This is a genomic window from Aquabacterium sp. TM01, assembly GCF_057808345.1.
The window spans coordinates 1,607,732-1,620,692 of record NZ_AP046529.1 but is presented as its reverse complement, the minus strand read 5'-3'; the positions used below and the strand labels follow the sequence as shown (position 1 = coordinate 1,620,692).

General features: G+C 66.0%; 12 protein-coding genes and 1 tRNA gene. 8 read left to right on the top strand and 5 right to left on the bottom strand.

Annotated elements, in window-relative coordinates; all coding sequences use genetic code 11:
- Window positions 1–3: 3 nt before the first annotated feature.
- Window positions 4–1,632: a leucyl aminopeptidase gene (locus AC3WW4_RS07525; RefSeq protein ID WP_488827764.1), complete on the bottom strand. Its 1,629-nt coding sequence runs from the start codon at window positions 1,630–1,632 to the stop codon at window positions 4–6.
- A 43-nt stretch (window positions 1,633–1,675) separates the two neighbouring features.
- Here AC3WW4_RS07525 and lptF point away from each other — a divergent pair, with 43 nt between their 5' ends.
- The 4 genes from lptF to AC3WW4_RS07505 are packed head-to-tail and all read left to right on the top strand — an operon-like array spanning window position 1,676 to window position 5,314.
- On the top strand, window positions 1,676–2,791 hold the full coding sequence (gene lptF / locus AC3WW4_RS07520; protein WP_488827763.1) for an LPS export ABC transporter permease LptF: 1,116 nt from the start codon (window positions 1,676–1,678) through the stop codon (window positions 2,789–2,791).
- Window positions 2,791–3,945 (top strand): LPS export ABC transporter permease LptG, encoded by a 1,155-nt coding sequence (gene lptG, locus AC3WW4_RS07515; RefSeq protein ID WP_488827762.1) that lies wholly within the window; start codon window positions 2,791–2,793, stop codon window positions 3,943–3,945. The genes lptF and lptG overlap by 1 nt, the downstream gene beginning before the upstream one ends.
- A 7-nt stretch (window positions 3,946–3,952) precedes the next feature.
- Window positions 3,953–4,336, top strand: coding sequence for a sirohydrochlorin chelatase (locus AC3WW4_RS07510; RefSeq protein WP_488827761.1), 384 nt, complete (start codon window positions 3,953–3,955; stop codon window positions 4,334–4,336).
- A 6-nt stretch (window positions 4,337–4,342) separates the two neighbouring features.
- Window positions 4,343–5,314: a CysB family HTH-type transcriptional regulator gene (locus AC3WW4_RS07505; protein WP_488827760.1), complete on the top strand. Its 972-nt coding sequence runs from the start codon at window positions 4,343–4,345 to the stop codon at window positions 5,312–5,314.
- On the opposite strand, the gene AC3WW4_RS07500 is transcribed toward AC3WW4_RS07505, so the two are convergent.
- On the bottom strand, window positions 5,302–7,395 hold the full coding sequence (locus AC3WW4_RS07500; RefSeq protein WP_488827758.1) for a type IV pilus assembly protein FimV: 2,094 nt from the start codon (window positions 7,393–7,395) through the stop codon (window positions 5,302–5,304). The genes AC3WW4_RS07505 and AC3WW4_RS07500 overlap by 13 nt on opposite strands.
- 221 nt (window positions 7,396–7,616) lie before the next feature.
- On the opposite strand from AC3WW4_RS07500, the gene AC3WW4_RS07495 reads away from it, so the two are divergent.
- The gene (locus tag AC3WW4_RS07495) at window positions 7,617–8,390 is read left to right on the top strand and encodes an oxepin-CoA hydrolase, alternative type (protein ID WP_488827757.1); all 774 of its coding nucleotides are present in this window, start codon (window positions 7,617–7,619) and stop codon (window positions 8,388–8,390) included.
- A gap of 6 nt (window positions 8,391–8,396) precedes the next feature.
- Here the strand turns inward: AC3WW4_RS07495 and AC3WW4_RS07490 are convergent, their stop codons facing one another.
- From AC3WW4_RS07490 to AC3WW4_RS07480, 3 genes are all read right to left on the bottom strand, one after another.
- Entirely contained in the window at window positions 8,397–9,059 is a 663-nt protein-coding gene (locus AC3WW4_RS07490) for a hypothetical protein (protein WP_488827756.1), read from the bottom strand.
- 32 nt (window positions 9,060–9,091) lie between these two features.
- Window positions 9,092–9,168: transfer RNA gene (locus AC3WW4_RS07485), tRNA-Arg, on the bottom strand.
- Between the two features lie 20 nt (window positions 9,169–9,188).
- The gene (locus AC3WW4_RS07480; RefSeq protein WP_488827755.1) at window positions 9,189–11,540 is read right to left on the bottom strand and encodes a heavy metal translocating P-type ATPase; all 2,352 of its coding nucleotides are present in this window, start codon (window positions 11,538–11,540) and stop codon (window positions 9,189–9,191) included.
- 62 nt (window positions 11,541–11,602) lie between these two features.
- Here AC3WW4_RS07480 and AC3WW4_RS07475 point away from each other — a divergent pair, with 62 nt between their 5' ends.
- The 3 genes from AC3WW4_RS07475 to AC3WW4_RS07465 are packed head-to-tail and all read left to right on the top strand — an operon-like array spanning window position 11,603 to window position 12,937.
- On the top strand, window positions 11,603–11,809 hold the full coding sequence (locus tag AC3WW4_RS07475; protein WP_488827754.1) for a heavy-metal-associated domain-containing protein: 207 nt from the start codon (window positions 11,603–11,605) through the stop codon (window positions 11,807–11,809).
- A complete protein-coding gene (locus AC3WW4_RS07470) occupies window positions 11,809–12,669 on the top strand; it encodes an alpha/beta fold hydrolase (protein WP_488827753.1) in 861 nt (286 codons plus the stop codon). Before AC3WW4_RS07475 ends, AC3WW4_RS07470 begins: the two co-directional genes overlap by 1 nt.
- Before the next feature lie 22 nt (window positions 12,670–12,691).
- Window positions 12,692–12,937 (top strand): hypothetical protein, encoded by a 246-nt coding sequence (locus tag AC3WW4_RS07465; RefSeq protein ID WP_488827752.1) that lies wholly within the window; start codon window positions 12,692–12,694, stop codon window positions 12,935–12,937.
- Window positions 12,938–12,961 lie beyond the last annotated feature (24 nt).

Below are 12,961 nucleotides of genomic sequence, written 5' to 3'. Positions count from 1 at the left end.
TGCTCAAGCGCGGCCCGCTGCAGGACGGCGCGCAGACTTGGCCGCAACCTTCTTGACCGCTGGCTTGGCCGATGTCTTGCTGGCAGGCCTCGCCGCAACCTTCTTCGTGGCGACCGGTTTGGCCGACTTCTTCACCGGTTTGGCCGGCTGGGGCTGAATGGCCGCAGCACCCGCGCTGGCCTGGTCCAGGATGAACTGCGTCAGCAGCCCCACCGGTCTGCCCGTGCCGCCCTTGGCCGCGCCCGACTTCCAGGCTGACCCAGCGATGTCGAGGTGCGCCCAGCGGTAGGCCTTGGTGAACTTGCTCAGGAAAACCGCCGCCGTGATCGCCCCACCCTCGCGCCCACCGACATTGCCCAGGTCGGCAAAGTTGCTCTTGAGCGACTCGCCGTACTCATCGTCCAGGGGCATGCGCCAGGCGGTGTCCAGGGCTTGCTGACCGGCGCCCAGCAGAGCCTGGGCCAATTCGTCGTCGGCCGAGAACAGGCCGCTGTGCTGATGGCCCAGGGCGATCACACAGGCGCCCGTCAGGGTGGCGATGTCCACCACGGCAGCGGGCTTGAAACGCTCGGCATAGGTCAGCGCATCGCACAGGATCAGACGGCCTTCGGCGTCGGTGTTGAGCACCTCGATGGTCTGGCCCGACATGCTGGTGACCACATCACCGGGCTTGGTGGCCGTGCCGCTGGGCATGTTCTCGCAGGTGGGGATCAGGCCCACTAGGTTGACCTTGGGTTGCAGCTCGGCGATGGTGCGGAAGGTGCCCAGCACGCTGGCCGCCCCACCCATGTCGTACTTCATCTCGTCCATGCCGGCACCAGGCTTGAGCGAGATGCCGCCCGTGTCAAACGTGATGCCCTTGCCCACCAGCACCAGCGGTGCGTGCGACGCTGCAGCGCCTTGGTAGCGCAAGACGATGAACTTGGGCGGCTGGGCTGACCCATTGGTGACGGACAGGAACGAGCCCATCTTGAGCTTTTCCAGCGCGTGGCGCTCCAGCACCTCGACCTTGATGTGCTTGTGGGCCTTGGCCAGTTGACGCGCCTCGTGCGCCAGGTGAGACGGCGTGCAGTAGTTGCCCGGCAGGTTGCCCAACTCGCGCGCCAGGGTCACGCCCTCGGCCAGCGCCTTGCCTTGTGCCAGCCCCTGTTTGGCACCCGCCAGCTCGGCTTCGGCACACAACAGGGTAACCTTCTTGAGTGCGCCGGCCTTGGGTGCACTGGGCTTGGTATGGCGGAACACATAGGTGACATCGGCCACGGCCTGTGCCAGCGCCTGGGCGTGCGGCGCGGTGAGGGCAAAACCATGCGTCACGGCCACAGCGGTGTGGGCCGCACCCAGGTCCTTGACCGCAGCCAGCCCCTTGGCCACGGCCGCCTTGAAGGCCTTGGGGTCGGCATTGGCCGCGGCACTCAATACCAGGCGCGAGGCTTTCAGACCCGATGGGCGATGCACATAGAGGGTCTTGCCCGCCTTGAGCGCGAAATCTTCCGCCTTGACGGCATCATCAATCAGGCGGTCAAGGGCGGCGTCGCCCGTGCGGGCCAGATCAGGCGTGAGCACCACCACGAGGGCGTCGGCATTCACCTGAGACAAAGCGGGCCCTTGGGCCGAGATAGCGCGGTAGTCCATGCTGTGCAAGTCCATAATGGACAGTTGAAAACAGATCCGAACAATGTTATTCGATTCCTCCGTACGCCGAGAACTCTGGCGCAGCTTTATCGGCACCCTGGTCGTGCTGCTCACCGTGTTGCTGACCATGTTGCTCATCCGCATCCTGAGTCAGGCCACGCGGGGCGCCTTTGCGCCTGCCGACTTGAGCCTGGTGCTGAGCTACACCCTCATCGGCCAGTTGCCCATCATGGTGGCACTGGCTGTGTTTGTGGCGGTGGTCACTGTGTTGAGCCGGCTGTGGCGCGACAGTGAAATGGTGGTGTGGCAAGTCAGTGGGGCCAGCCAATTTGCCTTCATCAAGCCGCTGTTGAAAATGGCCTGGCCGGCCATCGCGCTGGTCGCGCTGTGCACCCTGGTGGCCAGGCCTTGGGCTCAGAACCAGACCGAGGTGCTGAAACAGCGCTACGAACAGCGCTCGGACATGGCGCGGGTGGCGCCCGGGCAGTTCCAGACCTCGGCCGACGGCAAGCGCGTCTTCTTCATTGACAGCCACAGCGACGGCCAACAAACCGCTCGCAACGTTTTCATGGTGATGACGGACAAGGGCCAGGAGTCGGTCGTCACATCGCGCGAGGGCCTGCTGCAACTGGACCAAGGCCTGCGCTACCTGGTGCTGACGCAGGGCGAGCGTACCCAGACCGACCTGAGCACGGGCCAGAAAACCCTGTCCCACTTCGGCACCGCCCGCATCGCTGTGGGCGAGGCGCCCAATGTCGCGCTCAAGGTGCCTGAGCCGCGCAGCATGTCCACCTTGGCCTTGCTGGCGATCGACTCACGCCCGACACAGGGCGAGCTCACGTGGCGCTTTGGTCTGATCTGGGCCACCTTCAACATGGTGTTGGCCGGGCTGAGCCTGGCGGCAGGCAATGCACGGCGTAATAGCAACTGGAATCTGGTCTATGCCTTGCTGGTGTTCGTGGTGTATTTCAACCTGCTGAGCCTGAGCCAGGCGTGGGTCAGTCAGGGCAAGCTGGCCTGGATTCCGGGCCTGCTGCTCATTCATGGCGGTTTGACGGTGGGCGCCTTGCTGTTGATCTGGTGGCGTGATGGGGCCGTTCTACCGGGGCGCCATGTGTCCCGACGCGCGTTGACGGCCACCAATGCGGAGGGCGTGTGATGAACACCGTTCGCAAACTCATTTTCAGCACGGTCATCAAGCACGTCTTTGGCGTGACGCTGGCTTTTTCAGCGCTGTTCTTCTTCATCGATTTCGTCGACGAGATCCGCAAATTCAGCGCGATCGACTCGCTGATCAGCTGCCTGTACATGCAGGGACAGCACTTCTACGACATCTTCCCGATCGGCCTGCTGATCGGCTCGATCCTGGCGCTGGCCGGCATGGCCCGCACCACCGAGTTCACCATCCTGCGCACGGGTGGCCTGGGGCCCGGACGCGCACTGAGCCTGCTGGGGGTGCTGGGTTTTTCGGCTGCGGTACTGATGATGGTGGTGGGCAACTCGGTCGTCCCCTGGACTGAGCAGCAGTTGACCCTGCACAAGGCCCAGATCGGGCAGCGTGGCACGTTGAAGCTGGGCGGCAGTGGCACCTGGTTGCGTGAACGTCGGGACGTGCCGGGCGAGCCCTCCCGCACCATCACGGTCAACGTGGGCTCCGCCGTCAGCGATGTGGAGTTTGGCGCCGTGCGCATCTTCGAATTCGATGCGCAGGGGCGATTGCAGCGTCGCCTGTTCGCCCAGGAGGCGCGCATTCGGCCTATGGGTGGCGGGGCCTCGGCGCAAGGCTCCATCTGGCAGCTCAAAGGGGTGCAGGAAACCGTCTGGTTGTCTCATGAGCAGCAAATCGACGAGCAAGCCGTGCGCGCAGGAGCGCGCCTGGTGCGGGAGTCGCAACTGGCGTCGCTCGACTGGCACAGCAGCCTCACGCCCCTGGTGGTGTCGGCTTCGGTGCTGCCGCCTGAAACCATGTCCACCTTCGCCCTGTGGCGCTACACGGAGCACCTGGCCAGCAATGCCCAGGCTGCCCAGCGTTACGAGATCGAATTCTGGAAGAAGAGCTTCTACCCCCTGGTGTGCCTGGTGATGGTGGCCCTGGCCCTGCCCTACGCCTACCTGCATGCGCGCAGCGGCGGCATGAGCCTGAAGATCTTCGGCGGAGTGATGGTGGGCATCAGCTTTGTGCTGGCCAACCACATCTCCAGCCACCTGGGCCTGCTGAACGACTGGGAGCCCTGGCTCGCGGCTGCCGCGCCCAGCGTGCTCTACCTCCTGCTGTCCATGAGCGCCTTTGCGTGGCTCGTTCGCTACCGTTGACCCCCTTATGAGCAAAGACGGCATCTTGTTGTTTGCCCATGGCGCGCGTGACCCAGCCTGGGCCCAACCCTTCGAGGCCGCCGCGCGTGCCCTGCGCTTGCGCGCCCAAGCGCAAGGCACCGAAGTGGCCCTGGCCTTTCTGGAGTTCATGAGCCCCACCCTGCTGGAAGCCGGTGCCCAACTGGTGACCCAAGGCTGCACGCACGTGACCGTGGTGCCTCTTTTCCTGGGGGCGGGTGGACATGTCCGCAAGGATCTGCCGCGCTTGATGGCCGAGATGGCCGAACACCACCCTCAGGTTCAGTGGCGCCTGAGTGCCGCCGTGGGCGAAACCGACATCTTGATCCAGGCGCTGTCCGAGGCCGCCTGGTCCCTGGCACATCCCTCCTGAACCACCATGAACCTGCACCAGTTCAAGTTCGTCCACGAGGCGGCCCGACGCAACCTCAACCTGACGGAAACCGCCAAGGCACTGCACACCTCGCAGCCCGGTATCTCCAAGGCCATTCTGGAGCTGGAGGAAGAGCTGGGCGTGGACATCTTCGTGCGGCACGGCAAGCGCCTCAAGCGGGTGACCGAGCCCGGCCAGCAGGTGCTCAAGTCGATCGACGTGATCCTGCGTGAGCTGGGCAACCTCAAGCGCATTGGCGAGGAGTACGCCATGCAGGATGCGGGCACCCTGTCGATTGCCACCACCCACACGCAGGCGCGCTATGTGCTGCCCGAGCCTGTGGCAGCGCTGCGCAAGAAGTACCCCAAGGTGTCGGTGAGCCTGCACCAGGGCACGCCCGAGCAGGTGGCGCAGATGGTGCTCGACGAGGTGGCCGACATCGGGCTGGCCACCGAGTCGCTCAATGACTTTGCCGAACTGGTCACCCTGCCCTGCTACGAGTGGCAGCATGTGGCCGTGATGCCGGCCAATCACCCGCTGGCCTCGGTGCCCCGCCTGACGCTGGAGCACCTGGCGGCCGAGCCGCTGATTTCGTATCACCCGTCCTTCACCGGGCGCCGTCGCATCGACCTGGCCTTCGCCCAGCGCGGGCTCAAGCCCAATGTGGTGCTGGACGCCATCGACGCGGACGTGATCAAGACCTACACCCGCCTGGGCCTGGGCATTGGCCTGGTGGCCGAGATGGCGGTGAAAGACGACCCGGCCATGAACGCACCGGGCAGTGAGCTGGTGTCCCGCCCGGTGGGACACCTGTTCGGGCCCAATGTGGCGCGCCTGGCGTTCAAACGGGGCGCTTACATGCGACAGTTCGTGTTGGCGTTTGCCGAGCTGATCTCGGACCGGTTGACCCGCGCCTTGATCATGCAGGCGATCTCGCCGCAAGCCGGCCAGGCCCCCAGCGTCGATTACGGTTTGTGAGCGCTGCGGGCCTCGGTGTCCAGTTCTGACAAGCCGGGCAAGTCGATGTGCTCGACTTCTTGCTCGTTTACAGCCGCAGCCTTGCCCGAGACCGTCACATCGCCATAAGACGAGCTCGGCTTGTCGTCAGGTGACAGTTCATCCAGATGCAGGTCCAGGCTGAGGCTGGGCTGAGCCGCGGCGATGGCTTTGATGGGACGGGTGGCCATCAGAGGCTCTACCGCGCTGTCATGCGCCGACAGATCGAACGGGATGGTGCCAGCATGACGGCCCGGTTCGCTGGCCAGAAGGTCAACGCGAGGCCGTTCGCCCTGCTCACGCTCAGAGAGATCGCGTGCCACCGCGTACAGGAAGAGCAGTTCACGGTAGGCCGGCAGCTCAAAGGTGTCCGCTTCGCTTTCCGGACGGGTCAGCGACTTCTCAAGAACGTCCATGGCCTTGGCCGGCACAGGCCACAGGGTCTGCAAACGCTCGACCACACCAGGGTAGTCGAGCAGTTCGTGCCCGTGCTGCAGGTCGGCATCCCAGGCGGGCGCATGGGCGTTGAAGCGCTGATTGAACGCCTCTTGAATGCGTTCGTAATCTGCGCGCTTGCCCAGGCGCTGGTAGATCTCGAGCAGCTTCAGGAAGGGCAAGGGGCTGGCCGACACCGAGTGAACGTGTGACTCGAGCAAGTCCACCGCCGCGTCGTCCTGACCGAGCACCACGAAAAACTCGGCCTGTTGTTCCAGGTCGATCAACTCCTCGACCGACACCTCGCGCGTCGCCTCGTACGAGGGGGCGCGCGCCGGGGGCGTGGACGCGACAGGTGGCGGTGTCACGGCCTGATAGGCCGGCGCCACCACAGCCGCAGCGGGCACCACACGGGCCGATGCGCGCTCGATGTCAGACTTCGGTGATGCGCCCTCAGGCTGACGAGTTGAAACAGGGGCCAGTGCCGCCGACCCTGCGGCGGATGCAGCGACCGGGGCCGGGGTGGGAGTGGTGGCCACCGTTGCGGGAGCCACCGACGCGGAAGCATCGCCCTGAGGCTCCTGCATCTGCGACTGCCACCAAGCCGCTTCGTCTTGTTGGCGGCGGCGCAACTTGAGGAACAGCGCTGCGCACAGCCCCAGGCCAAGCAGCGCCAGCCCGCCCACCGCATACAACAGCCCCGAGCGCCCGCCCTGCGCGCCCGAAGCCTCGCCCGTGGACCCAGGCATGGCCGGCGCTGCGGCGCGGGGCTGCGACGCCTGCTGCTGCAATTGGGCGAGCATCTGCTCTTGCGCGAGCAGCTTCTGCCGGTCACGCGCCACCTCCTCGGGCGACAGGTTCATGGCCTGCCACAGCGCCGCTGCCGCAGCGCGACGCTGTTGCACTTCGGGCGAGGCGGTCTCGTCGGCAGGCGCCACGGTGCCCAGCGAGCCAGACATGCGCAAATCAGGGCGTGCGGCCGCATCGGTCTCCACCGGGTCGAGCACCAGGCGCCCTGCCGGTGGCAGAACCGCTGCTGCAGCCTTCGGCGTCAAGGACAGGCTGGCACGGGGCGCCGGCTTGGCATCGGCCTCGGTGACCTGGCGCACAGCGGGTGCCTGCGCTCCCCCGCGTGGGGCTGGTGCGGGGCGGGGCGTGCGCTTGGCGGAGTCGCGGCTGGAGCGAGTCGAGGGAGAAGGGGCGACACCCGATGGAGCGGCATCGGACCCCACGGGCGAAGCGCCACGCACGCTGGCATTCGGCACAGCGGGGGACGGGGTTTCGCTCACAGGGGCGGTGATGCGCTCCACCGGCAGGGTCAGGCCTGGCGGATCGGCCAGCGCCACGAATTGGCGGTTGATCTTGGCCTGGCAGCCCGCGATCAAGTGATAGGTGACGATGGGCTCGGTGATGGGGACCGTGGTGCGCACCTGCACCGTCGTTTCGCGGCCGTTGCCCCCCATCAGCGACACCTGGATCTGGGATGACGAGAGCTTGTCGTCGCCGTAATACACCTCGACCGAGACGCAGTCGGCACCGAGAGCTTCGCCGGCTTCGAGACGAAGTGGCACGCTGACCCGCAAAGGTTCGCCAAGGATGGCGCGGCTGACTGGACGTCCGAAGCCCATGCCGTGGGATGTCCCTGACGCCAAAGCGAGCGTCGCACCAGCAAGTGCTGCGGCCGATACCCGCTTAATGTTGTTCATCTCGGTGCATCATGAGGCCTAAGATTTCACTCTAGCATGAACATCCTGTGACACTCCTCACGGTAAGTCCTCGAAGTGGGGTCTCACCCACACCCGAAATCTGCGGGGTACATACCCGATGACCGCCATTCTTGAAGATTTCCATGAGCACTGAACTGCAAACCGAGCGCCAAGGCGACACCCTGGTGATGACTTTGTCGGGGCCTGCCACGCGCAACGCCTTGTCGCCCCAGGTGTACGCCGCCGGGATCGAAACGCTGAACATGGCCGAGTCCAGTCCGGAGGTGCGCGCGGTGGTGATCACCGGGGCGGGCGGGCACTTTTGCGGCGGCGGGGACCTGCAGCGTTTGGCGCACAACCGGGCACATGACTTGGCGGCCCAGGCCGGCAACATGGACGCGTTTCATCAATGGATTGAGGCACTGCGCTGCTTCCCCAAGCCGGTGATCGCCGCCGTGGAGGGCGTGGCCGCCGGCGGTGGGGTGTCGGTGGCGCTGGCGTGCGACCTGATCGTCGCGGGCGAGAACAGCCGCTTTCTGACGGCTTACAGCAAGGTGGCGCTGTCGCCGGATGGCGGTGCGAGCTGGCATCTGGCACGCGCCCTGGGCCGTAGCCGCGCCTTGGCCCTGCTGTGGCTGGGTGACACGCAAACCGCGCAACAGTGGGCTCAGTACGGCCTGGTGCACCAGATCGCCCCGGCCGGTACGGTGCTGGACGAGGCCCTGAAATTGGCTGCCCGTCTGGGCGAGATGGCGCCGGATGTGCTCGCCAGCATCAAGGAACTGGTGAACGATGCGTCACAGCCCTTGCGCCCTCACCTCGACCAGGAAAAGCATCATTTTCTGATCAACCTCAGCAAGCCCGCAGCCGGCCAGGCGATGGAAGCGTTTCTGAGCAGCCGCCAGGGCAAGCCCTGAGCCGACTCAGGCAACCAGGCGCGCGACCACCTGCAAGCGCGCCGCCAGTTTGGCGAACAGGGCACTGACCAGCGTCAATTGGGCTTTCTCGATGGGTTGCCCCGCCATGCGCGCCGTCAGGATGCCGCGATTGAGGGTGAGGACCAGCACCAACGCGTCCGACCACCAGGATATGGCGGCCTCTTCGAGGGCCTGCACGGTGTCGGCATCCAGCCAATGCCTCACCACCGGTTCGGCGTTGGAAAACAGGGCAAAACGCCGCGACAAGACGGACTCATCGGGCAGGCACACCGGAGGGTGCATCGCCAACCAGCGCATCTCATCCGGCAGCGTGTTGTCGATCTGCGTCTGCATGGCGTTGGTAAAACGGCTGAAAACATCCGACTCCAACGTGTGGGCCAGCACCTTGGAGACCAGGATCAGCTGCACGTCGCCAGGGATGCCCGTTTCAGCGCGAAAGCGCAGTTCCTTGCCGATGATGTAGGGGCGTTGAGAGCTGCCCCACTCGGCACGCCAGCCTGCGGCCGCCTCGACGACATGCCCACCACCGGTCTTGCCTTTGACGTGCTTGAAGGCGTGCCCTTCGGCTTTGGCCCATGCCAAGAGCACACGGGCATCGTCCGATTCGACGTGATCGGGATCGATCAAACGCTTGAGGGCATCAAACATGGAGTCAGATCCTGAGGTGGGATGAAGGGCTCTGGCCTGCCAGGAGGGAGTCGAACCCCCGACCGCCCGCTTAGAAGGCGGGTGCTCTATCCAACTGAGCTACTGGCAGCCTGAGCCCGCAAGTTTACGTCATGCGCGCCAGCGCGACAGCAGCAAGGCGTTGCTCACGACACTGACACTGCTCAAGGCCATGGCCGCACCCGCCAGCATGGGGTTGAGCCCGCCGAACGCCGCCAACGGGATGCCAATGATGTTGTAGCCAAACGCCCACGCGAGGTTCTGCCAGATCTTGGCCGAGGTTCGGCGCGAGATGTCCAAGGCGGCGGGCACCAGCGTCGGGTCGCCGCGCATCAGCGTGACGCCCGCGGCGTTCAAGGCAACATCAGCGCCGCCCTGCGGGTTGGCCATGGCCATGCCGACATCGGCCGCCGCCAGTGCGGGTGCGTCGTTGATGCCATCGCCCACCATGGCGACCACCTGCCGGTTACCACCCTGCCCTGCTTGCAGGCGCTGGATGTGATCGGCCTTGTCGCCAGGCAGCACTTCGGCAATGACCTGCTGGATGCCCAGCTGGCGGCCGATGTGCTCGGCCGCGCTGCGGTTGTCTCCCGAGATCATGACGGTGCGCACACCGAGTTCATGCAGCCGCGTCACGGCGGCAGCGGCTTCGGGTTTGAGCTCGTCGCCAAAGGCCATGAGGGCCACAATCTGCCAAGCCGCATCGGCGGGAGTCGTCCCTTGGGGCATGGATGCGTGTGCCGGGCCTTGCCGCAGCAACCAAGACACGGTGTGGCCCTGGGCATGCCAAGCGTCCAGGGTTTGAGCCCAGGGGCTCAGGCTGGCGCCAGGGCACAACTCGCTCATCCAGCGGGTGCTGCCCAAGGCCCAGGTCTGGCTGCCGCCTGTGCTGGCGGGCAGCACGCCCTGGATGCCGCGACCCGCGACGGCCTGGAGTTGGTGCACGGCGGACAGGCTCAAGCCCTGGCGGCTGGCTTCACCGAGCACCGCGCGCGCCAAGGGGTGTTCGCTGCCGGACTGCAGGGCCGCCGCTGTTTGCAGGGCCTGTGTGCGGCTCAGGTCGATGCCGTCGGCCACCTGCCAGTCCACCAGCAGCGGCCGTCCCTGCGTGAGGGTGCCGGTCTTGTCGAACGCCACCACCTGCACACGGTGTGCGACCTCCAGGGCCTCGGGGTCTTTGATGAGGATACCGTGGCGGGCGGCCGCCCCGGTCCCGGCCATGATGGCTGCGGGGGTGGCCAAGCCCAGGGCACAGGGGCAGGCGATGACCAGCACGGCCACGGCACGGATCAGGGCCACTTCGCCGTCCAGACCAGCCCACCACCAGCCCAGGCCAGTCAACAAGGCCAGCCCCAGCACGGTGGGCACGAACACCGCCGACACGCGGTCGACCACGCGCTGGATGGGGGCCTTGACCGCCTGCGCCTCCACCACGCGGCGGATGATGTGCGCCAGCATGGTCTGACCGCCGACGGCGGTGACGCGCATCAGCAGGCGCGCCTCGGTGTTGATGGCGCCGCCGGTAAGGGGATCGCCCGGGGCCTTGCTCACGGGCAGGGGCTCGCCGGTCAGCAGGGATTCATCGACGTGGCCACTGCCCTCGATCACCACGCCATCGGTGGGGACGCGCTCACCGGGGCGCACGATGAGCAGGTCATCGACCAGCACCTGCTTGAGCGGCACCTCGACTTCGCCTTGTGGGCCCTGCCGGTGCACGGTGTCGGGCCGCAGCGATTGCAGGGCGCGGATGGCGGCCGTGGTCTGGCGCTTGGCGCGGGCCTCCAGGGCCTTGCCGAGCAACACCAAGGTGATAATGACCGCGGCCGATTCGAAATACAGTTCAGGTGCACTGTGAGCGGCATGAGGGTCGGTGCTGTGGCTGTGGCGCCACCACAGCCACATGGACAAGCCCCAGGCGGCCGAGGTGCCCAAGGCCACCAGTTGGTCCATGTTGCCCGTGCCCGCCCTAAGGGCCGCCCAGCCGGCCTTGTAGAAACGTGCCCCCAGCAGAAACTGCACCGGTGTGGCCAGGGCGAACTGCACCCAGGCCGGCCAGAAGTGGTGGTCACCCCACAACATGGGCAGCACCAGGGGCAGGCTGGCGGCAGCCCCAAAGACCACCGCCCCCCAGACGCTCCACCACGGCACCACCTCTTCCACGACTGCGTCGTCCGCGTGCTGGATCTGGGCGTGGTAGCCCGCACGCTCGACGGCCGCCAGCAGGATGTCAGCCTGGGCGCTGGCGTGGGCCTCATCGGGCGGCGCAGCCCATTCCACCGTGGCCATTTCGGTGGCGAAGTTGACCTGGGCCTCGGCCACGCCAGGCACCTTCTTCAGCGCCCGCTCCACCCGCGTCACACAGGCCGCACAGGTCATGCCCCGCACGGCGAGTTGCACTGTGTGCTCGGCGGCAGGGTCGGCTCTGTCGCTCCGCGCAAGAGGGGAAACTTCGGATGCAGGCATGGCGCACATATCGGGTTCACTTCACAATGGCGTCAGTATCGCCCTTTGAAAGGATCACCGCCATGACAACCCCTGCCACCTATCAATTGCACGTCACCGGCATGAGCTGCCAGCACTGCGTCAAGGCCATCACCCAGGCGGTGCAGGACCAAGATGGTGAGGCGCAGGTGACGGTTGACCTGGCTCAGGGCTTGGTGACGGTGGAAACGGTGCTCGGCGAGGACGCCGTGCGCGCAATCATCCGCGAAGAAGGCTACGGTATTGCCTGATGGATGCACCCCTGCATGAGTCTCACCTGAGCGCCTGCGGCATCCGCACGCGCGTGCTGCAAGGCGGCGCGAACTTGCGCGCCACCGAAGCGGTGGTGTTTGTGCATGGGAACCCCGGCTCGGGTGAAGACTGGCGTGACCTGATGCGCCGGCTGGCGCCCGTGGGTCGGGTGGTGGCGATGGACATGCCGGGCTTTGGCCAGGCCGACAAGCCTGCCGACTACCCCTATTCGGTCGAGGGCGGCGCCACCTTTCTGGGCGAGGCCTTGAAGCAGCTGGGCATCAGTCGGGCCCATCTGGTGCTGCATGATTTTGGCGGCCCCTGGGGCCTGATGTGGGCGGCCATGTCACCGCTGTCGGTAGGCAGCATCACCTTGATCAACACCGGTGTGCTGATCGGGTACAGCTGGCACACGATGGCGCGCATCTGGCGAACGCCGATCCTGGGTGAGTTGCACCAGTGGCTGACCCATCGGGCCGGCTTCAAGTGGGCTTTGCGCAAGGGGTCGCCGCGCGGTTTGCCTGATGCCTTCCTGAACCGGATGTACGACGATCTCGACGCGGGCACACGCCGTGCGATCCTCAAGCTTTACCGCGCCACGTCAGAGCCGGGTCAGCGGGCCGAGATGCTGGCACAACTGTTGCGACCACATCCTTGGCCGACGCGGGTGGTTTGGGGCGCCGCCGACCCGTATCTGCCCACGGCACTGGCCGAGCGGCAAAAGGCCGTGTTTGCCAAGGCCGAAGTGGTGCTGCTGCCTGACAGCGGCCACTTCCCATTTGCCGATGACCCGGAGGGGGTGGCACAGGCGGTGGTGCCCTTTTTGACGCAGCAGTTGGGCCACGCCCACCATCCATGATCACAGCGAGGAACAAGCGAACATGAGCAAAGACCGGGACAGTCAGTGGCAGCAGCAAAAGACCGATGAGGTCTCGACCTTCGGGCAGTCAGGGTTCACACACTCCAGCACACTGGATTCACGACTGGGCGAAGACAAGCGCCGCCCGCTGCCGTCTCGCAACAGCCGTCGTCAGGCCAATCGCAAGCCGTCGTGGGTGCTGTTGTTGATCTTGATGGTGGTGCTGGCGGGTGTGGCTGTGCTGAAGGTGATCAGCTATCTGACCTGAGGCTGCCGCCTGGGCCACAAGCGG